The organism is Sphingomonas sp. P3_C6 (assembly GCF_056402595.1).
Window position 1 is genome coordinate 1 of record NZ_JBFUHB010000021.1, and the last position, 20,746, is coordinate 20,746.

Consider the following 20,746-nt stretch of genomic DNA (forward strand, 5'->3'; position numbering starts at 1 on the left):
GCCGGCATCCGGGCGTGCCTGGAAGACGCCGGCATGGGGCTGCTCTATCTCCCCGCCTACAGCCCCGACTTCAATCCGATCGAGCAGCTCTTCGCCAAAATCAAGAAACTGCTCAGGCGAATGGCACCTCGATCCTTCGACGCCATATGCAACGCCCTCAAGACCATCCTCGAAACTGTCAGACCTGCCGAATGTGCAAACTACCTCAAACACGCCGGGTACGTGCAAACCTGATCGAGAATGACTCTAAATTGTCCAGACCACCACATTACCGAAGATCACCAGCGCCAGCACCAGCATCAGCAGCGCCTTTTGCCGCTCGCGCTTCTTCACCAGCAGGTAGATCCCGCCGATCACCAGCGCGAACACCGCGAGCATGCTGATCGCCGGCGCGAGCGCCGACATCGCCTGAGCCACACCGCCCAACGCCCCGAAATACCCGTCCATTATTCGCGCCCCGCCAGCACGGCGCCATAAGCCGCCAGGTCGACATTGCCGCCGGACAGGATCACCAGCGTCCCCGGTACTAGCTCGACCTTCCCCGCCAGCAAGGCCGCCAGCGCCACCGCGCCGCCCGGCTCGACCACCAGCCGCAGCTTCTCCGCCGCCCAGCGCTGCGCGGTGCGGATATCGGCCTCACTCACGGCCACGCCCTGCACCCCACGCCGCGACAGCACGTCGAAGGTCAGCGGTGAGACGAGCGTCGTCTGCAGCGCATCGCACGCAGTCGGCGGCGGATTCGGACCGACCGGCTCGATCCAGCCCGCCTCCAGCGAACGCCGCATATCGTCCCATCCCTCCGGCTCGACGACAGTGACGAACGCGTCGCGCAAGCCGAGCGTGATTCCGGCCGCCAGCCCGCCGCCGCCGCAGGGAATGATCACCTGCACCGGCTCGCCCAGCCCGCGCTCGACCATCTGCGCCGAGGCTTCGATTCCGGCGCTGCCCTGCCCTTCAATGATCCACGGATCATCGAAGCTCGGCACCAGCACCGCGCCCCGCGCCTCGGCAAGCTGCGCCGCGATCGATTCGCGACTCTGGGTCGCGCGGTCGTAATCGACCACCTCGGCACCCAGTGCGAGGGTGCCGTCGCGCTTCGATTTCGGCGCATCCGCCGGCATAACGATCACGGCCGGCATGCCGAGCCGCTTCGCCGCCCAGGCGACACCCTGCGCATGATTGCCCGAAGAGAACGCAACCACGCCCTTGGCACGCGATTCTTCGTCGATCGCGGTCAGCCGATGCCAGGCCCCACGCAGCTTGAACGCGCCGATGGGCTGCAATGCCTCGGCCTTGAAAGCCACTGGAATTCCACGAATTTCCGTCACGAGCAACGGCGTGGGCGGCAGGATTGCAGCAATCTTCGCTGCGGCGTCACGCACGCCGGCACGGGTAGGCTGTCGCACAAATGTCACATTACGTCTCCGTGGCCCCAATTCCACTTTACATTGCAGAAAGTCGACCCTATTTCGCGCTTCCCGCTGCCCCATGGGACTTCCAACCGCAAGGCAGCTTTCGTCCGCCATTAGGCACTTGGAGGTCCCTTGAGTTGCACAAGCATCATAGCGCGCTGGGGTTAGCGACCACCCTTTCGAACGCCGTTCGCGGCATCGATATCGCTAAGCACGGACCGGTTCAGCCGGTAACGCTCATTCGCCCGCACGCCGCATCGCGTGCAGCCCGATTCTTCGTCGAGAAGTTTCCGGGCCGCTCGATGTATGCCGTGAAGGCCAATCCCTCGCCGGACCTGCTGAAGGTCCTGTGGGAGAGCGGAATCACGCATTACGACGTCGCCTCGATTGCCGAGGTACGGCTCGTCGCCCGCACCAATCCCGGCGCGACCCTGTGCTTCATGCATCCGGTCAAGGCTGAGGAAGCGATCGAAGAGGCGTATTTCACGCATGGCGTCCGGGTCTTCTCGCTCGATTCGCTCGAGGAGCTGGACAAGATCGTTCGCGCCACCCGTGGTGCACAGGATCTGACGCTCTGCGTTCGCCTCCGCGTCTCGTCCGAGCATTCGAAGCTCAGCCTCGCATCGAAGTTCGGCGCGGCGCCTGGCGAGACCAAGGCATTGCTGTTCGCGGCCCGTCAGGCGGCGGATGCCTTGGGCATCTGCTTCCATGTCGGATCGCAGGCGATGACGCCGGAAGCCTATGCCCAGGCGATGGAGCGCGTCCGCGCGGCAATCGTCGACGCGGCGGTCACCGTCGACGTCATCGACGTCGGTGGCGGCTTCCCCTCGTCCTATCCGGGCATGGAGCCTCCTCCGCTGGAGCGCTATTTCGAGACGATCCACCGCGCCTTCGAAAGCCTGCCGGTCAGCTATTCGTCCGAGCTGTGGTGCGAACCAGGCCGTGCGCTGTGCGCCGAGTACAGCTCGCTGATCGTGCGGGTGGAGCGTCGCCGCGGTGACGAACTCTATATCAACGACGGCGCATATGGTGCCCTGTTCGATGCGGCGCATATCGGCTGGCGTTTCCCGGTCGAGCTGCTGCGCGAGCCGGACAGCCGGGCGAAGCTGATGGAATTCAGCTTCTACGGCCCGACCTGTGACGACATGGATCACATGGCTGGCCCGTTCATGCTGCCCGCCGACGTTCAGGCTGGCGATTATATCGAGATCGGCATGCTCGGCGCCTATGGCTGTGCGATGCGCACCGCGTTCAACGGCTTCGGATCGGACGAGACGGTGATCGTCGAGGACGAACCGATGGTGTCGCTGTACATCAGCGACGAGCGCGAAGTCGCTTCGAACGTCGTCACGCTGTAACTAGCAACTACTATCGCCTTCCTTCCTCCCCTCCCGCTTGCGGGAGGGGTCGGGGGAGGGCCTGTATTCATTAGGGTTGCGGCGACATGCCCTCCCCTAACCCCTCCCGCGAGCGGGGGGGAATTAATGGAGCAACCAATGACCGAAGCCATCAACGACACTCGCAAGGCAGAGCTGCTTTCGACCCAGGTCGAGCATATCGACATCACCAAGTTCGACGCACGTCCGATCGTCGACGCGATGAAGAAGATGAGCTTCACCAGCCGCGATCTCGGCCGCGCGACCGACATCTACAACCAGATGCTCGCCGACCCCGACTGCTCGATCTTCCTGGTGATCGCCGGGTCGACCTCGGCCGGCGGCTGCATGGATCTCTATGCCGAGCTGCTGCGCAACAACATGATCGACGGCGTGGTCGCGACCGGCGCGTCGATCGTCGACATGGATTTCTTCGAGGGTCTTGGCCACAAGCATTACCAGGCGCTCGAAGTGCCGGACGACGACACGCTGCGCTCGCTGCTTATCGACCGCATCTACGACACCTATATCGACGAAGAGCAGCTCCAGGATTGCGATCACACGATCTACGAGATCGCGAACGCGCTCGAGCCGCGCCCCTATTCGAGCCGCGAGTTCATCCGCGCTATGGGCAAGTATCTCGTCGAGAACGGCAAGAAGGACAACAGCCTGGTCAAGCTCGCCTATGAGCATGACGTGCCGATCTTCTGCCCGGCATTCGTCGACAGCTCGGCCGGCTTCGGCCTCGTCAAGCATCAGGTCGATCGCGCCAAGGAAGGCAAGCCCTACATGGTGCTCGACGCCATCGCCGACTTCCGCGAGCTGACCGACATCAAGATCAAGGCAGGCACCACCGGCCTGCTGATGATCGGCGGCGGCGTGCCGAAGAACTTCATCCAGGACACCGTGGTCTGTGCCGAAATCCTCGGTCACGACGACGTCCAGGTGCACAAATATGCGGTGCAGATCACTGTCGCCGACGTGCGCGACGGTGCCTGCTCGTCCTCGACGCTTCAGGAAGCCGCCAGCTGGGGCAAGGTCAACACCGGCATCGAGCAGATGGTGTTCGCCGAAGCCGGCAGCGTGATGCCGCTCCTGGCATCCGACGCGTATCACCGCGGCCTCTGGAAGGACCGCACCAAGCGTCGCTGGGGTGCAAGCTTCGACTGACCTCACTCCTCCCCGACAGGGAAGGAAACCATGAAGTGGTGGAGGGGCTTGGAGCGCGGCACGCAACCGCACTCCGGCCCCTTTTAATTTGAGGCATCGCCAAGCCAACGCCCTGAACATTGCGCCACCGTCACGATTGAGGCAGCCTCTCCGAAAATAACAGGAGGGGACCTAGAGAATGACTGACCACAGCCCGATCCTTGCGCCTATTGTGGCGCTGATCGCCTGGAGCCTCGTAATGTGGCTCTGGATGTACGCGAAGCGCATCCCGGCGATGAACGCCGCGAAGATCGACACGAAGACCCTCGTCGGCGGCAACGGTGCCGATCTGAGAGCCCGGATTCCCGCCCAGGCGCAGTGGCCGGCCGACAATTACAATCACCTGATGGAGCAGCCGACGCTGTTCTACGCGATCGCGCTTACCCTGGCACTGCTCGATGCGGGCGGTGGCCTGAACCTGACGATTGCCTGGGCCTATGTCGGTTTGCGCATCCTCCACAGCATCGTGCAGGTAACGGTGAACCGGGTGATCGTCCGCTTCTCGATCTTCACCCTCGCGACACTCTGCCTGATCGCGCTGACGCTTCATGCGGCGATGCTGGCGTTCTGAAAATCGCATCGCCCCCGCCCCAACCCGTTCGTGCCGAATAGGGACAGGGCAGCCGAAAGCGTATCAAGGGCCCATATCGAGGTATAGTTGGGGCGCATAACGCGTGTCCCTCGACATGCTCGACGGCTACTCGGGACGAACGGAGAGGGAGGCCGATTCAGCGAAACGTCATCCTGCTCCATAAGCACGTCGGACTAACCGAACAGCCGCGCCATCGAGCGCTCCAGCATCACCAGCTGCCACAATGTCCGGCCATGCTCTGCCCGCCCTGCGCGATGGTCGGCCGCGATCCGCTCGATCGCGCGCGGATCGAACCAGCCACTACCGGTGAGCACCCGCGACCTCGCCAGGGCCGCAGCTTCCTCGGCAAGCGGTCCACGGAACCACGCGCTGATCGGGGTGACGAAACCCATTTTCTGCCGGTAGAGGATGTCGCGCGGCAGATAGCGTTCCATCGCCTTTTTCAGCAGCCATTTGCCCTGCCCGCCTTTCAACCGCATCGACACGGGCAAGGTGGCGGCGAACTCGACCAGCCGGTAATCGAGTAGCGGCTCGCGCGCTTCGAGGCTCACCGCCATGCTGGTGCGGTCGGCCTTGGTCAGGATATCGCCGGGCAGCCAGTGCTGAAAATCAGCATATTGCGCCCGGTCGATCGCGTCACGTGCAGGCGCGTCGCGCATGCTGCGCACATAGCGGTCCTCGGCACGATGCCCGTCGAGTGCCCGGCGTGCGCCATCGGTGAACAGCAGCGCCCGCAATGTCGGGTTGGTCACGCCGACCGACCGGGCATAGGCCTCCGCCCCGTCCTCGGCCAGCGCGAGCAGGGTCGTCCTGGCGCGCAGCGGGCGTGGCGCCCAGTCTGCCTTGGGATAGAAGCGCCCGAGCGCGCCGAACACATCCGAGCGGATCGATGCCGGCAACAGCGCCCTAACCCGCTCCTCGGCCGCCTGGAACTTGTAGCGGCGATAGCCGGCAAAGGCCTCGTCGGCACCGTCACCAGACAAGGCGACGGTCACATTCTCACGCGCCAGTTCGCAGACCCGGTAGGTCGCAAGTGCGGAAGCATCGGCAAAAGGCTCGTCGAACGCAGCGACCAGTGTATCGATCAGCGCAAAATCATCCGCCGCTACCACCCTCTCGCGATGCTCGGTGGCGAACCGCTTTGCTACGGCATCGGCGTAGGAGCGTTCGTCATGCCCGGCTTCGTCGAAGCCGATGGTGCAGGTTTTCACCGCGCGCTTTGACGCCTCGGCCATCAGCGCGACCACCGCCGAGCTGTCGACCCCGCCCGACAGGAAGGCCCCGAGCGGCACATCGGCAACCATGCGCAACGTCACGGCATCGCGCAGCAGGACTACCAGTTGCTCCTCGAGCGCCTCCGCCTTGCCCGTCGCGCGCCGCGAGAAATCGACGTCCCACCAGCGCGCCGGCGCGGGAACCGCCCTGCCGCGTTCGATCAGCAGCGAATGGCCGGCGGGTAGCTTCTTCACGCCCGCCACCAGGCAGGCATCGTCCGGCACATAACCGAACGCCATGAAATCCTCGACCGCACGGATATCCGGTGACCGCCTGAGCAGCGGGTGCGCGAGCAGGCCCTTCAGTTCCGACGCGAAGGCAAGCCCGCCGTCCGACAGATCGACATAATGGAGCGGTTTTACGCCGAGCCGGTCGCGTGCGAGGAACAGGCTCTGCCGCCGCGCATCATGCAGGGCGAAGGCGAACATGCCGTTCAGCCTGTCGAGCATCGCCGGGCCCCAGAACGCCCAGCCATGCAGCAGCACCTCGGTATCGCCCTTGGTGACGAACACGGCGCCCAGCGAGGCGAGTTCGGCGCGCAGTTCGGCGAAATTATAGATCTCGCCATTATAGGTGACGGTCAGTGCCCCGTCGGCGCTCGCCATCGGCTGGGGGCTGCCCGCAACATCGATGATCGACAGGCGGCGATGGCCAAGCCCGACGCCCGGCGCGGTCCACACGCCCGAACCGTCAGGCCCGCGATGCGCCTGCGCATCCGCCATAGCGGTAATGCGGGCCGGATCGACCGGCTTGGGCGTGGCGGGATAGAAGATCCCGGCGATGCCGCACATCAGTTAAGTCCCCACCCGATCGTCACGCGGCTCGATAGACAGGAAGCGCGCCGCTTCGACAAGCTCGACACGACCGAAATCACTGCTGGTTCAGCGCGCCATGCCGGCGCTGCGGTCGGCCAGCACGTCGATCGGGCCGAGCGCCCCCATAAAAGCCTCGATCGCGGCACGCGGATCGCGGCCCGGCAGCGCCTCGGCCGAGACATGCACCGCAACCGCACGCTGCGGCCCGCCCAGCATCTTCGCCTTCAACGTCTCCAGCTTCACGGTCCGGTCGCTGCTGGTCACCACATCGCCCACCCGGTACCAGGTCGCAATCTGGCGCTCGACCGGTCCCGGAGCGGTCGCGCGGATCACCGATCCGCCCGCGATATCCGGCAGATCCTCGATCCGCACCCACACATCATCTTCGCGGATCGCGCCGACGCCGAACGACACGAGTTCCTTGCCCTCACGCTGACTGCCATAGACGGCGACGGCCAGGTCGACCGCATCGCCCTGCCCGTTCTCGTAGCGGCCGATCAGATAATGGTCGGCGCCCGGATAATAGGGCGACCAGGGCGCCCGCAAGCTCATCTCGGCACGGTGCCAGCCGGGGATCTCGGGCAGCGAAATCGCCGTCGGCAGTGCCTGCGCCCGTCCGGCGATCGCCGCCGACCACGCCGGAAAGATTCCGGCGACCGTCAGCACCAGCGCGGCTGCGACCAGCGCATCGATCCTGCGCCCGGGCCTGGACTGTAATTTGGCGGGATCGAACACCGGGGCGTCGGGCGCGCGGTCGAACCAGCGCCAACCGATCGCCAGCACCGCCGCCATCACTACGCCGAAGAATACCCAGCCATAGACGATATGGTCCATGCCGGTGGCGCGCTCGACCGAGGTCAGGTGCGCGGCATAGATCGTCCCGAAGGCACGCAGGCCATTGGCGAGCACCGGCACGACCACCGCGACCACCATGAAGATCGCGCGCCGGGCCCAGGAGGTGAAGCATACATTCGCCACCAGCGTGCCATAGGCGATCATCGCGATGACGAACTTCGCGCCCGAACATGCCTCGGCCACTTCGAAATAGCCGTTGGGGATTGTGATCAGCACGCCGTCGACCTGCGCCGGTACGCCGAACAAGTGGAGCAACGGCATGGTCATCTCGACCGTGACGGTCTGGAGCGGCCCTTCCATCCCTTCCCCGAACGGCACCATGAAAAAGGCGTAGCAGAGTGGGAATAGCAGCCCGCGCGCGACATTGGGGCCGAGGATCGTCACCACCGCACCCTGCAGCATCGCCACCAGCCCGAGATGACGTGCAAGCGCCACGCTCGCTGCGTCGCCCATCAGCCAGCCGAACCCGCCGACCGCGACCAGCGCCAGACCCGGCCACCATGCGGCCGGCTCGACCTGCAAAAGCTCAGCCCGGCGCTGCCAGACGAGCCAGGCAATAACGGGCGCGATGAACAGGCAATGCCCAAAGGTCGTGCTGGTCCACCAGATCCGCGCAAGATCGGCAGTGTCGGCATGGAACACCAAGAGCAGCGCGACGGCGACTCCGCCAAGGACCGCCCCCTGCCGCTGCCAGAGCGCACCGAACCCGCCGGCTGACTTTCCGGCCGCGAAGTCAGCCGCCGGGACCGCGACGGTCATGCGGCAGACCGCCGACGCGGCGCCTTCACCCTGATGCCCAGGATCGTGTCGAGCGGCGCGAGACAGGCCTGCCAGCTGTAACGCTTCTGCACCTGTGCCCGTGCCTCGACGCCCATCGCACCGCCGCCCGCCGGGTCGTCGAGCACGGCGATCACCTGCTCGGCGATCTCGCCGACCGTCTCGCCGATGCGGATGGTCCCGCCATGGTCGATCCCCTCGGCCGCTGCGGCCGAGGCGACGACTGGACGGGCCATCGCCATCGCCTCCAGCACCTTGTTCTGCACGCCCCGCGCCAGCTTCAGCGGCGCGACGATCACCGAGGCGGCGGCGAGCCAGCCGCGCACATCGGCGACCTCCCCCGTCACCATCACGCCGGGATGCTCGGCCAGCGCCTTGACCGCCGCGGTCGGATTGCGCCCGACAATGGCGAAGCGCGCCTGGGGATAACGGACGAGGATATGCGGCAGGATCGCCTCGGCGAACCAGGTCACCGCGTCGATGTTCGGGCGGTAATCCATCTGGCCGGTGAAGACGATCACGGCGCTGGTCGTGTCGATCCGCTTGAAATGAGCGGCGGGGTCGAAAAAGACGGTGTCGATCCCGTTCTCGACGACATGTACCCGCTCGGCACCCGTCTTCGACTGGAACAGGTCGGCCTCGGCCTGGCTCACGAACAGGCTCGCATCGGCGCGCTGGGCGACCGACCGCTCATGCCCGAGCAGCAACTTCGCCTCGCGCTTCATGAACCACGCCATCGGGCCGGTCGTCGCCTGCGCATAGGTGGCGAACTTCGCGGAATCCATGTCGCAGAAATCCATGATCACGCGTTGCCGCGGCCGCGACGGCAGATATTGAGCCATCTGGCTCGAATAGACATAGATCGTGTCGATCGAATGCGCCGAGAGGAGTCGCTCGACCTGTTCGCGCAGCGGCCGGTTGTCGAACGCGGTCAGCGAGACCGGCCTGCGCGAGACGATCGCCTCGATCGCCGCTCTTGCGCGGGATTTGGACCGCCAGATGATCGAACGGTTGCCGGTGATCTTCGCCAGCCCGCTCTTCTGCTTCAGGTCGCGCGTGTCGTCGGCGAAGGCGATCAGATGGACCCGTTTTCGCTCCGACAGGAATTTCAGGATGTTGAAGCCGCGGATCTTGTCGCCCCGATCCGGCGGGTAGGGAACCCGGTGCGCCAGGAACAGGATATCGCCCATCAGCCGAGTCCCTTGGAAATATGCGGACCGACCATGTTTGCGACCCAAAGCGGCAGCTTTTTCCAAACCTCGATCTGGAGCCGGTAGCGCGGGTTCAATGGATTGATCTCGCGCGGCGCCTCACCCGGTGCCGCCCGCTTAGCATACATCAGCGGGACGCCCTGAAAACCCCAGTTCTTCTTGAACGCAGCCGGACCGGTCCCTGCCTTTGACCGGCCGAAATCAAAACTTGTACAACCCTTTGTCCGGGCATGCGCCATCAGCGCGAAATACATACGATCATTTGCACGCAGCCCCCGCGCAGCCTGAGTCCCGCCGCCCCAATAGGGATAGACGGTGCCGTTCATGTACAGGCTCAGCACGCTCGCCACCGGTTTCCCCGCCGAACGGATCGTCAGGATATCGGCCGAGTCGCCGAGTTCCTTCAGGACGGCGCGAAACAGCGATGCCGGAAACACCGGCGTACCCAGGTTGCGCACCGATTCGGCATAGACGGCATAATGCGCCCGCAGATCCGCCTCTCCGCGGCCGACCGAAACCTCCAGGTCGATGTCCAGGCTCTTGCGGACCTCGGCGCGCTGCTTGCGCGGGATCGCGCTCAACTCGGCCTCGTCGGTTTCGGCAAGCGGGCGAACGAAGCCCAGATAGGTCTCCTCGTCACGAATCCACTCATCCCCCTCGACCGCACCGCCGCGAATCTCGAGCGTCGGGCAACCGAGTTTCTCCGCCAGCGCCCAGGCGGCCTCGCCCAACGGCCGCACCGCGTCCTGGGTCTCGGTCAGAATGCCCCCATCGACGGCAAAGCCGTTCGAAACCAGCGCCTTGCCGAACATGGGCGACCGCACCTCGGTCAGCGGCAGCATGGCCGCCAGCGATCCGTCAGCGCGCTCGGCGATCAGCGTATGGCTGCGTTGCCTACACCCCTTCGCCACCGCGGCGCTCCACGCCGGCAGGTGAAACGGCGTGCCCTCGGGATGCGCGCGGACAAAGGCATCGAGCCGCGCCAGTTCGGCCGCAGCGCGCAGATCGACCGCCCGCAGCCCGAGCGGCACAGAGATCAACGGCATGGTCACGCCATCCCCGCCCGCGCTTCGGCAACCACTGCGTCCATCCGGCCCCAGTCGTGCCGCCGGATCAGCCCGCGCAGCTTTCCCGCCATGGCGCCAAGCCGGCTGTAGTGCCTGATCTTCGATTTGACCGGCGCATTGGCGACGCGCGGCTGGCCGGGATCGATCTCCCAGGGATGGAAATAGAACACCGCCGGCTGCCCCTCGCCCGCCACCTGGCGGATCGCGTAATTGGTCAGCGCCGCCGGAAATAAGCGAAAGAACCCGCCACCGGTCGCCAGCTTGCGCCCACCGACATCGGCGATCGTCACCGGCACCTCGATCAGTTCGGCACCGGCGACCGGCCGGAAGGCGAATCGCGGCGCCTCGGGCCAGCCATAATGGTCGTGCCGCACCGGAGCGACGCTCGACGAATAGGCATAGCCTTCTTCCGCCAGCACCGGGTGAGCCCAGGGGGTACGCTTGTCGATGGAGAAGCTCGGCGCGCGGTAGCCCGTCACCGCGACCCCGCCGGCATCCTCCAGCGTCTTGCGCGAGCGGGCGAGATCGGCCCGAAACTGGCCGGCATCCATGGTGAAGACGCGCTGATGGTCCCAGCCATGGCTGGCCAGCTCATGCCCCTGCTCGACGATCCGCCGGATCAGCGCCGGATAACGATGCGCCACCCAGCCGAGCGTGAAGAAGGTGCCCTTCACCCCGCTCTCGCCGAACAACGCCAGCACGGCATCGGTATTCCGCTCGACGCGCGGCGCGAGCGAATCCCAATCGGCCTTGTCGATCACCTTTTCGAAGGCACCGACCTGGAACCAGTCCTCGACATCGACCGAAAGAGCATTGCGCATGGCGCGCTACCAGCCGGCTGCGTGAACCGACGCCAGGTCCGGGCGCTGCTCACCCTCGACCCAGTCGACCAACAGGGTCAGCACCCGGCGCAGCGCCGCGTCCTGATCCTCGACCCGCGCCTCGAGCGCCTCGATCCGCGCCAGGAGCACGTCGTCGCGCACCGGCGAAGGTGCAGGCGCGAATTCGTCGCGGACCGAACGGATCGGCCGCGGCTCGTAACCCGCCGCCGGCTCGGCGACCGGCCGGGGTGCCGGCGCGGCCACCGGCGCAGGCTCGGCAAAGGCAACCGGCTTGGCCACGGGCGAATCGCCCGCGATATCGGCGATCACCGCCGCCACCGCACGCCCGTCGATCGTGTCGATCTGCTCGATCGCGCCGAACAACAGCACCCGACCGGCAAGCTGGTTCAGCCGCCGCGGCACGCCGTCCGATCCGTCATACAGCGCCTTGAACGCATCGGCCGTGAAATGCGGCCGCCCGGTCCAGCCGACCACCGAAAGCCGGTGGATCATATAGGGCTCGACTTCTTCAGGCCCCATCGGGTCGAGATGATGCATCGCGATCACGCGCTGGCGCAATTGCTCGAGCCGGTCCGACCCGTGCAGTCGTTCGCGGAACTCGGGCTGGCCGAGCAGGAAGATCTGCAGCAGCGCGTGCCCGCCCGCCTGGAAGTTGGACAGCATGCGCAACTCTTCCAGCGCCGAGACCGGCAGGGCCTGCGCCTCATCGACGATCAGCAGCGTGCGCCGGCCCGACCGTGCCTTGGCGTGCAGCCCGCGCTCGATGGCCGTCAGCAGTTGCGCCTTGGTCATGCCGGCGCTCTCGACGTCGAGTCCGCCCGACACCATGCGCAGCAGGTCGTCGGCCTCGATCTGGGTCGACACGATCTTGATGACGTGCAGACGCTCGCGATCGACCGTGGCCATCAGATGCCCGACCAGCGTGGTCTTGCCCGCACCGACGTCGCCGGTGATGACGATGAACCCCTCGCCCTGGGCAAGCCCATAGCCCAGATACGCCATCGCCTTGCGGTGCGTGGCCGTATCGAACCAGAAACGCGGATCCGGGGTCAGCTGGAACGGCCGGCCGCTCAGTCCATAATGGTCGTCGTACATTGTCACCATCCTAACGCGCAGCAATGAGCCGCTACGTGTTTCAGAATTGATACCGCATCCCGACCTGGGCCGTACCGGACACCTGGTCGTCAATGCCTTCCTGGCTGAACTGATAAACCCCGACCGACGCGGTCGTCCCGACCCGGCCGAAATTATGGTAATAAAGCCCGGTCGCCCCGGTCCCGAGCACGCCCGGCGTGTTGCCGATCCCACTCTGGAAATAATTGGCGAAGATATTGCCGGTCACGCCCGAATTGCGGTCGATCGCCGCCGAGACGAAGGCCTGGCCGTAATAGCTCTCGTCGGTCACCCCGTTGATGGTGAAGCCCGTGCCGCCCTGCGGCGCATAGAAGCGGCGATTGGCATAGCCGGCACCGACACCGAACTGGAGCGGCCCGCGATTGGCGGTCAGCACCGCATCTACACCGCGCGCACGATAGCTCGAGCTGTTGATCGACTGGAAGATGCCGTTCAGGCATCCACCCGGCGCTCCGCCCGTCGTGCCGTAGGTGCAGCCGCCGAATTGCTGGCCGAACGCGTCGCGCTGTTCGAGGAAGCTCGTCGGCAGGCTGGCGATGCCGTCGCGAAGCTGGCGGCCGAACGTGTCGACGCTGTCGTACACACCGATCTGGAAGCCGAGCGAGCGGCTCGCTGCATAGCTGAACGATCCGGTATAGGTCATGCCGCCATAACGACGGCCAGCCCGTGCCTGGAACGTGGTGCGCGGCGACGGCCGCCATATCACGCCCGCGTCATAGATCAGCCCGTCGGTCTCATAGGCGATGCGGCGCGGCGAGGCGGGATCGGTCCTGAACCGCCCTGCCCCGTCCGTCACCGGCTGACCGGTGCCGTCGAGCAGCGCATCCTTCTGGCTGACCGTGATCTTTTCGTACCCGGCACCCGCGGTCAGCGCGAGCGTCGGCAGCACCGGCAGGACGACATCGCCCCGCGCATATTTGCCCTCGTACCGCTGGTCGAGCTGGCTCGCATCGTCGCGCTCATAGGCGCCACTAACCGTGACACCGACCGGTAGGACCGTACCGGCCTTCACTCCGATGCTCGCCTGGGCGATATGGCTCGTCGAGCTGTCGAACACGTCCAGCTTCGGGCTGCCCGGGGCAACGCCGGTCACACCCGGCGACTCCACCTTGGTGTAGCCAAAGGCATAGCTGGCATTGAGGGTCGCCGGCCCGACATGGGTCGACAGGCTCGGCCCGACATAGGCCGAATAGACCTGGGAGATATTGTCGACATTGCCGACCAGCACGCCCGGCGCGGCACCGCGAATGTCGGACCGCGCACGCGTGGCGAGCGCCCCGCCCGCGATGCTCAGCCCTGGCGCGACGCTCACCGATGCACGCGCAAGGCCGCTATGGATATCGTCATCGCCGACGTCCTTGTTCCACGAGATGCGCCGCTCGTACCTGTAGCTCACCTGCACCTGGGTGCGTTCGGTCTGGATCGAGGCATCCACCCCGGCCGCGACGGTCGAATAGGTCAGCACGTCGCCGGATTGCAGATCGGCCGTCAGCACCTGGCCGAGCTCGATATAGGGCGCGATCGACTTGTTGCGCTGGCGGTCCTGCGCAACGGCGGGTGTGGCAACGAGCAGGGCAGTAACTGCCGTGCCGATAATGATCGGGCGCATCATTTTGCGTCCTCCTGATCGTAATAGCTGCCGAAACGGCGACCTCCCGGGACGAAAGACACTGCGTTCAGCACCAGTTGGATGTGCTCGCAGCCATCGAGCTGGGCCACTGCATCGCGCAGGTCCCCCTCGCTGGTGCGGTCGGCACGGACGACCAGCAACACCTGGCCGGCATGGCTGGCCAGCACCGATGCCGGCGAGGCGGCGAGCGCCGGCGGCGAATCGAAGATCACCAGCCGCCGCGGATCGGCAGCGAGCAGCTTGGCGACCAGTTCGCCGGTACGCCTGCTGGCGAGCATCTCGGTATCGTTGATCGATTTCCGGCCGGCCGGTAGCAGGCTTAGCTGCGGGATATCGGTGCCGATCACGCACGCCTCGACATCGACCTGGGGGTCGGCCAGTGCGTCGAGCAGGCCCGGTCCGTCCTCCAGCCCAAGGCGGTTCATCACGTCCGGCTTGGCGAAATCGGCATCGACCAGCAGCACCTCGACATCGCGCTCGGCCGCCATGGAGATGGCGAGGTTGACCGCGCAATAGGTCTTGCCGTCATTGGGCTTTGCCGAGCAGACCAGCACCGTGCGCGAATGATCGCCATCGGACCGGCGTACGACGCGAGCCGTCTGCAGCAGCTGGCGCTTCACCTGGCGGAATTCCTCCACCAGCGCGCCGATCGGCGCGCCCGGCACGAGCAGGCCGTTTTCGGCAAGCATCGCGCGGTCGATCCTGGCAATACGCCCCGACACAGGCCCGGCAGGCGGAACCGGCAACTCTTCCTGCGGGGCTTCGCGAACGAGCGGCAGCGGCTGTTCTTCGCGCACTGTCGCTACTGGCGCCTCTTCGGAAAGCTGGCCATCGTCGGACGGCGACGCGTCATCGAGCAGGAGCGCGTCGTCGGACGGCGCCTCATCTTCCGATATGCGCGCATGGTTCGGTTGGAGCTCGGCCCGAACCTCCTCATACAGCATCTCGTCCTGCGGCGCGGGCCGCAAGTTCGCGCCAAAATCATAGACCTGGGCGGCGCGCTCGAGCAGCGATCCGGTCGGCTTGCGGGGAGTCATGTCGTTCATGCCGCTAGCCCCCGTTGCAACATCTCGACGCCGAGCAGCGCGACATAAGCGACCGCCAGCGCCCCGGCGCCACCGCCGAAATAGACCAGCTTGCGACGACGCGAGACGATCTGCGCCTTCGTCACCATCTCGCCGATCGACCCGATCACCGGCATGCCCGTTGCACGCTCCAGCCTGCCCGCCGTGGCGAAGGTCGTCTGCAACTGCCCCATGGCGAACGCCGCGCCGATCCCGCCGAAAATGCCGGCGAGCAAGGCGCCGGTCAGCAGCAGCGGCCGGTTCGGCGAGGTCGGCACGCGTGGCGACGATGGCGGATCGATCACGCTGAACTTGATCGCATCGGTCTGCGTCTGGGCTTGGCCGCGCAGCTTGATCGCCTCGCGGTCGCCAAGCAGCTTGGAATATTGGTCCTTCAGCACCTGGTAGTTATTCTCGATCTCCGATTGCTCGGCCGCGACTGCCGGGTCGCCCGCCAGCTTCGAATTGATCTGCTCGAGATCCGACTGGAGCTGGGTCTTGCGCATGGTCAGCGCAGCGACCGTTGCCTGCTTGTCGGCCTGCATGGATTTCAGTGAGAGATAGAGCGGGTTGTTCGCCCCGCCGCCCGCACCGACCGGCTCGCTGCGTGCTGCCGCCTGCGCCGCCGCGAGCTGATTGCGCAGCGCGACGACATCGGGATGGTTTTCGGTATAGCCCTTGGCCCGCGCTTCGCCGAGCTGGCCCTGGATTGCAGCCAGCCGCGCGCGTGCCGGTCCGGTGGTTGGCCCGGCGCCTGCGACGGTCTGCGGCGTTCCCGCCATCTGGCCGTTCAATGCTGCCAGGCTCGACTGCGCGGCGGCAAGGTCACTGTCGACCTGCGCCATCTGGGTGCGGGCCGCACCCATCCGGTCGGTCAGCGATCCGGTGCCGGGCAAAGATCCGAGATAGCGGTTCTGGAAATCGGCGCGCTTCGCCTCCGCCTCCTGCAACTGCTTCTGCCGCTGTCCGAGCTGCGCATCGAGAAAGCCGAGCGACTGGGTCGTCTCGTCGCGGTCGCCGGCCAGGTTCTGTTCGACGAACAGATCGATAAGCTTCTGCACGATCTGGCGCGCGACCTTCGGGCTGGACCCGGTCACGACGATCTCGAACAGATTGTCCTGCTGCGCGGTGATCTTGATCGCTTTTTGCAGGCCGGCGACCCGGTCGGCGACGTCACGATCGGTCGACACGGTATTCGCCAGGTCGGTGCCCCGCACCACCTTTTCCAGGTTCATCGCCGATGTCAGCGTCTGGCGGATAGTATCGACGTCCTTCTGCTGGTCCGCGGCGGTGATGCCGACCGCGTCGGGCAGTATCCGCTGCATCTGCACGAAGACGCGCGCGCGCGATTCGTAGCTGTTCGGAATTTGCGAGACGAGCAGCCAGCCCACCACCGCGATCGCCCAGGCGACCGCAAGCGCAAGCCAGCGCCGCGTCCAGATCGCATGGATCGCGATCCTGATCTCATCGTAAAGGCCGTTCATCCCCCGGGCCCTCTCAGAACATGCTCTCGGGGATGATGATCACGTCGCCCGGCTCGAGCCGTACGTTCGCGCTCGAATCGCCGTTCTTGAGCAGGCTGGACAGCTTGATGTTATATTCCACCTGCTTGCCGGTGTTCCGATCGTAGCGCACCAGTTTGGCGCGGTTGCCGGCGGCATATTGGCTGAGACCGCCGACCGAGATCATCGCGTCGAGCAGGGTCATGTTGGCGCGGTACGGGATCGACGCGGGTTTCTCGGTCGCGCCGACGATGCGCACCTGCTGGCTGAACGTGCCCGAGAAATTCTCGACGATGACCGAGACGATCGGGTCCTTGATATACTCGCCAAGCGCAATCTTCATGTCGTCGGCCAGCATTGCCGGCGTCTTGCCGACCGCGGGCATGTCGCTGATCAGCGGCGTGGTGATGCGGCCATCGGGGCGCACCTGCACTTTCGCCGACAATTCGGGATTGCGCCACACGAAGATATTGAGCTGGTCGAGCGGGCCGATGATATATTCTTCGCCCGGCTGTTCCTGCGACGCCACGAAGCTGGCCGGCGGCAACTGCGATCGCCCGCCACCCCCAGCGCACCCGTTGAGCATGAGGGCGCTGCCAGCCAATAAAGTCAAGCCTTTGAAACGCACCGAAAAACCCATCGTAAAACCTCCCGCCGTCTGTCTCAACCGGTGACGTCAGTCCGGCAAAGTTCGCGGCAATGGTCTCGCTATGGGGCGGAAGAGGTGAAGATTACGTTAGGAGTAACTGCCTAAGTGGCGAGGATCTGGCCCGGAAGCTCATGTCCGAGAAAGGCGGCCGGACTTGCGGACAGTGCGTAAGCCCCCGCCATGAAGACAGCGATGACGTCCCCGGGATGCGCCACGGGCAACGAGACTCGGTCAGCCAGCCGGTCGAGCGGGGTGCACAGGCACCCGACGACACTGATCGTCTCGACATCGGCACCAGTGGCTGCGGTCGCGACCGACACCGGATAATTGCGCTTCACCACCGTGCCGAAATTGCCCGACGCCGCCAGTTGGTGATGCAGACCGCCATCGACCACCAGGAATGCCTCGCCCCGGCTCTCCTTCCGGTCGATCACCCGCGTCAGATAGACTCCGGCCTCGCCCACCAGCCAGCGCCCGAGTTCTACGGCGAAACGCGTGCCCTCCAACGCCATCGGAAGCGACGTCATGCGGTCGCCGAGCGCAGCACCGATCGCCTCTATGTCCAGGGGCACCTCTCCCGGAAAATAGGGAATGCCGAAACCGCCGCCCAGATTGACCAGTGGCGGCGTGACGCCAACCTCTTCCGCAAGCCGCCCGGCCAATGCCAGCGTCTCGGCCTGGGTCTCGATGATCGCCTGCGGATCGAGTGCCTGCGATCCAGCAAAGATATGGAATCCGCGCCAATCGGCTCCGGCTGCGACCACCCGTTTCGCCAGAGCCCCCGCCCGGTCGGCGTCCACGCCGAAGGGAGACGCCCTGCCCCCCATGCGCATGCCCGATCCGCGCAGCTCGATCTCGGGATTGACCCGCACGGCAAGTCGCGGCGTTACGCCAAGCCGTTCGGCGATCGTCAGCGCGCGGCCCGCCTCACCCTCGGATTCGAGGTTCAGGGTCACCCCGGCCTCTATCGCTGCCGCGATCTCGTCGTCACGCTTGCCCGGCCCGGCAAAGCTGATCGCGCTGCCCGGCTTCGCGGCAAGGGCGAGCGCCATCTCACCCTTCGAGGCGATATCCAGCCCATCTACCAGCGGCGCCATGGCGGCGATCAGCGGTGCGAACGGATTGGCCTTGATCGCATAATGCAGGTCGAGGCCGGCCGGCATCGCGACACGCAACCGAGCGATCCGGGCCTCGACCATGGCGACATCATAAACGAACAGGGGAGTGTCGCCCGCTAGCTCGATCCAGGCTTCGACGGGCTTGCCGCCGATCTTCAACGGTCCGTCCCCACGGAATTCTGCCGGAATCGCCCCCATCGGCTTCATGACGTCACTCCCTTGTCGCCGGAAGATCTCCCCCCACCCCCGTTCGGCCCCGGACTCGATCCGGGGTTGTCGAAGCCCTGCTCTTCCTCTTCGCCAGGAGAAAAGGGCAACCCTTCGACAAGCTCAGGGCGAACGGAACGCGTGATAGCCGCCCGATCCAACTTGCCATTCGCATTCCGGGGCATCTCAACCACCCACTCATACCGCGCAGGTTGCATGAAGCTCGGCAATTCCCGTCGCAACCGCTCCCGCAGCCGGACCTCAGCCTCGCCCGCATCAGCAATCGCCCGCACCACCACGACGATCGCCTGCCCCAGCCGGGCATCGGGCACACCGATCGCAACTGCCTCGGCCGCCTCCCCGCCAGACAGCACCGCCTCCTCCACTTCGGTCGGGCTGATGCGATTACCGGCGCTCTTGATCATCTCGTCATCGCGACCGACGAAACGGAACAGTCCGTCCTCGCCCTGGATCACGGTATCGCCCGACCACACCGCCATGCCGCCATGCTCTGCCCAGTCGGGCGCACGCCGAAAGCGCAGCGCGGTTCGCTCGGCATCTTGCCAATAACCCTGCGCGACGAGCGGCCCGGCATGGACCAGCTCGCCCGGCTCCCCCGCCGCCGCGCGCGATCCGTCGGTCCGCACCGCCATCACCTCGGCAAAGGGGATCGCCCGTCCGATCGCCTCGGGATGGGCGTCGACCAGGTCGGGCGAGAGATAGGTGGATCGAAAGGCCTCGGTCAGACCGTACATCGGGTAGAGATCGGCCTGCGGGAAACGATGCCGCAACGCCCGAATCATCGCAGGTGTCAGCGCCCCTCCAGAATTGGTGAGCCTTTTCAGGCGCGCCGCCGTCTCGCCCGGCCACTCGGCTTCGAGCAGCTGCACCCAGAGCGGCGGCACACCCGCGAGCGTCGTCGCCCCGACCCGTTCCACCGCCTTGATGACGTCACGCGCCGTCAGATAATCGAGCGGTGCCACCGACGCGCCCGCTGCCCAGGTCGAGAAAAGCTGGTTCTGCCCATAATCGAAGCTCAGCGGCAGCACGCCGAGCACACGATCAACAGGCGACAGCGTCAGATAGTGCGCGACCGAGATCGCCCCGAGCCACAAATTGGCATGACTCAGCATCACACCCTTGGGCCGTCCGGTCGAACCCGACGTGTAAAGAATCGCGGCCAGCGCAGCCGGATCGGCCGAGGATGGCGGCATGACGTCATCGGCCGCCACTTCTCCCTCCAGCACCAGCCGGCAGTCCGCCGATACATCGCCGGCCTCGAGCGATCCTGCCCGCGCACCCTGGGTTATCAGCAGGGTGGCGCCGCTATCCGCCAGGATATGGGCCACCTGGGCACGCTTGAGCACCGGATTGATCGGCACATGCACCAGACCGGCGCGTGGGGCAGCCATCGGCAGCACACAAGCAAGGCGGGTCTTGGGAAGCCACGATGCCACGCGCGATCCTGGCACCAGGCCTTGGGTCGAAAGCCATGCGGCCACCGATCCCGTCAGTACCTCCAGCCCGGCGAAATCAAGCGTCCCGGCCTTGTCGATCAGCGCGACGTCATCCGCCACCCCTCGCGCGGGCAAGCTATCGATCGGTCGCGGTGTGGGATCGAGCGGGATCATGCTCCCTGATACGCACCGCGCAAGCATGCTGCCAAGGCCTGCACTTGGCATCGCTCCGCCCATTCTCTAACGGCGAAAGCCATTAGGGGAAGAAACTGGGGTCGATAGTGCTGCCTGACGACAATGCCGAAATCGATACCGCGGTCCGCGCGGTGCTACGCGACGTTCTTGGCCTGAGCGAGGAACGCGTCGGCGCCTTCCGCAGCGAAACGCCCTTGTTCGGCGCCCTGCCGGAACTCGATTCAATGGCCGTGGCGGGCATGCTCACCGAACTGGAAGAGCGGCTTGGCATCCTGATCGAGGATGACGAGGTCGATGGCGAGATGCTCGAGACCTTCGGCTCGCTGGTCAGCTTTGCCGCTGCCAAGGCAAATCAGTGA

The 20,746-nt window shown here is 65.7% G+C and carries 19 protein-coding genes; 5 read left to right on the forward strand and 14 right to left on the reverse strand.

The features are described from left to right. The coding region (locus tag AC1DT7_RS17565) for a transposase (RefSeq protein WP_478037378.1) at positions 1 to 234 on the forward strand (234 nt) is incomplete at its 5' end. Between the two features lie 12 nt (positions 235 to 246). On the opposite strand, the gene AC1DT7_RS17570 is transcribed toward AC1DT7_RS17565, so the two are convergent. Together AC1DT7_RS17570 and AC1DT7_RS17575 are read right to left on the reverse strand one after the other, a co-directional pair. After that, the gene (locus tag AC1DT7_RS17570) at positions 247 to 447 is read right to left on the reverse strand and encodes a hypothetical protein (protein WP_478037380.1); all 201 of its coding nucleotides are present in this window, start codon (positions 445 to 447) and stop codon (positions 247 to 249) included. After that, positions 447 to 1,415 carry a threonine ammonia-lyase gene (locus tag AC1DT7_RS17575; protein WP_478037382.1) on the reverse strand — a complete coding sequence of 323 codons (969 nt, stop codon included), beginning with the start codon at positions 1,413 to 1,415 and terminating at the stop codon, positions 447 to 449. Before AC1DT7_RS17575 ends, AC1DT7_RS17570 begins: the two co-directional genes overlap by 1 nt. 134 nt (positions 1,416 to 1,549) lie before the next feature. Between AC1DT7_RS17575 and AC1DT7_RS17580 the strand changes: the two genes are divergently transcribed. The 3 genes from AC1DT7_RS17580 to AC1DT7_RS17590 all read left to right on the forward strand — a co-directional run bounded on the left by AC1DT7_RS17580 (position 1,550) and on the right by AC1DT7_RS17590 (position 4,568). Then, positions 1,550 to 2,770 carry a type III PLP-dependent enzyme gene (locus AC1DT7_RS17580; protein ID WP_478037383.1) on the forward strand — a complete coding sequence of 407 codons (1,221 nt, stop codon included), beginning with the start codon at positions 1,550 to 1,552 and terminating at the stop codon, positions 2,768 to 2,770. 138 nt (positions 2,771 to 2,908) lie between these two features. Further along, the gene (locus AC1DT7_RS17585; RefSeq protein WP_478037385.1) at positions 2,909 to 3,958 is read left to right on the forward strand and encodes a 1,9-bis(guanidino)-5-aza-nonane synthase; all 1,050 of its coding nucleotides are present in this window, start codon (positions 2,909 to 2,911) and stop codon (positions 3,956 to 3,958) included. 178 nt (positions 3,959 to 4,136) lie between these two features. Further along, a complete protein-coding gene (locus AC1DT7_RS17590; protein ID WP_478037386.1) occupies positions 4,137 to 4,568 on the forward strand; it encodes an MAPEG family protein in 432 nt (143 codons plus the stop codon). A gap of 194 nt (positions 4,569 to 4,762) precedes the next feature. On the opposite strand, the gene AC1DT7_RS17595 is transcribed toward AC1DT7_RS17590, so the two are convergent. The 12 genes from AC1DT7_RS17595 to AC1DT7_RS17650 form a co-directional block, all read right to left on the reverse strand. Then, complete coding sequence (locus AC1DT7_RS17595; protein ID WP_478037388.1) at positions 4,763 to 6,655, reverse strand: XrtA/PEP-CTERM system amidotransferase; 1,893 nt, start codon at positions 6,653 to 6,655, stop codon at positions 4,763 to 4,765. A gap of 90 nt (positions 6,656 to 6,745) precedes the next feature. After that, positions 6,746 to 8,293: an exosortase A gene (gene xrtA / locus AC1DT7_RS17600; RefSeq protein WP_478037390.1), complete on the reverse strand. Its 1,548-nt coding sequence runs from the start codon at positions 8,291 to 8,293 to the stop codon at positions 6,746 to 6,748. Continuing rightward, a complete protein-coding gene (locus tag AC1DT7_RS17605; RefSeq protein ID WP_478037391.1) occupies positions 8,290 to 9,501 on the reverse strand; it encodes a TIGR03087 family PEP-CTERM/XrtA system glycosyltransferase in 1,212 nt (403 codons plus the stop codon). Before AC1DT7_RS17605 ends, xrtA begins: the two co-directional genes overlap by 4 nt. Then, positions 9,501 to 10,574, reverse strand: coding sequence for a FemAB family XrtA/PEP-CTERM system-associated protein (locus AC1DT7_RS17610; RefSeq protein WP_478037393.1), 1,074 nt, complete (start codon positions 10,572 to 10,574; stop codon positions 9,501 to 9,503). Before AC1DT7_RS17610 ends, AC1DT7_RS17605 begins: the two co-directional genes overlap by 1 nt. After that, positions 10,571 to 11,410 carry an XrtA system polysaccharide deacetylase gene (locus AC1DT7_RS17615; RefSeq protein WP_478037394.1) on the reverse strand — a complete coding sequence of 280 codons (840 nt, stop codon included), beginning with the start codon at positions 11,408 to 11,410 and terminating at the stop codon, positions 10,571 to 10,573. Before AC1DT7_RS17615 ends, AC1DT7_RS17610 begins: the two co-directional genes overlap by 4 nt. A gap of 6 nt (positions 11,411 to 11,416) precedes the next feature. Beyond that, positions 11,417 to 12,526 carry an ExeA family protein gene (locus tag AC1DT7_RS17620; protein WP_478037396.1) on the reverse strand — a complete coding sequence of 370 codons (1,110 nt, stop codon included), beginning with the start codon at positions 12,524 to 12,526 and terminating at the stop codon, positions 11,417 to 11,419. A gap of 40 nt (positions 12,527 to 12,566) precedes the next feature. Then, positions 12,567 to 14,177: a hypothetical protein gene (locus AC1DT7_RS17625; RefSeq protein WP_478037397.1), complete on the reverse strand. Its 1,611-nt coding sequence runs from the start codon at positions 14,175 to 14,177 to the stop codon at positions 12,567 to 12,569. Continuing rightward, the gene (locus AC1DT7_RS17630) at positions 14,174 to 15,241 is read right to left on the reverse strand and encodes an AAA family ATPase (RefSeq protein ID WP_478037399.1); all 1,068 of its coding nucleotides are present in this window, start codon (positions 15,239 to 15,241) and stop codon (positions 14,174 to 14,176) included. The genes AC1DT7_RS17625 and AC1DT7_RS17630 overlap by 4 nt, the downstream gene beginning before the upstream one ends. Continuing rightward, complete coding sequence (locus tag AC1DT7_RS17635; RefSeq protein ID WP_478037401.1) at positions 15,238 to 16,743, reverse strand: XrtA system polysaccharide chain length determinant; 1,506 nt, start codon at positions 16,741 to 16,743, stop codon at positions 15,238 to 15,240. Before AC1DT7_RS17635 ends, AC1DT7_RS17630 begins: the two co-directional genes overlap by 4 nt. A gap of 13 nt (positions 16,744 to 16,756) precedes the next feature. Continuing rightward, a complete protein-coding gene (locus AC1DT7_RS17640; RefSeq protein WP_478037403.1) occupies positions 16,757 to 17,401 on the reverse strand; it encodes an XrtA/PEP-CTERM system exopolysaccharide export protein in 645 nt (214 codons plus the stop codon). 110 nt (positions 17,402 to 17,511) lie between these two features. Next, a complete protein-coding gene (locus tag AC1DT7_RS17645) occupies positions 17,512 to 18,735 on the reverse strand; it encodes a pyridoxal-dependent decarboxylase, exosortase A system-associated (RefSeq protein ID WP_478037405.1) in 1,224 nt (407 codons plus the stop codon). Then, entirely contained in the window at positions 18,732 to 20,366 is a 1,635-nt protein-coding gene (locus AC1DT7_RS17650) for an acyl-CoA ligase (AMP-forming), exosortase A system-associated (protein ID WP_478037407.1), read from the reverse strand. The genes AC1DT7_RS17645 and AC1DT7_RS17650 overlap by 4 nt, the downstream gene beginning before the upstream one ends. 107 nt (positions 20,367 to 20,473) lie before the next feature. Here AC1DT7_RS17650 and AC1DT7_RS17655 point away from each other — a divergent pair, with 107 nt between their 5' ends. Beyond that, on the forward strand, positions 20,474 to 20,746 hold the full coding sequence (locus AC1DT7_RS17655; protein WP_478037408.1) for an acyl carrier protein: 273 nt from the start codon (positions 20,474 to 20,476) through the stop codon (positions 20,744 to 20,746).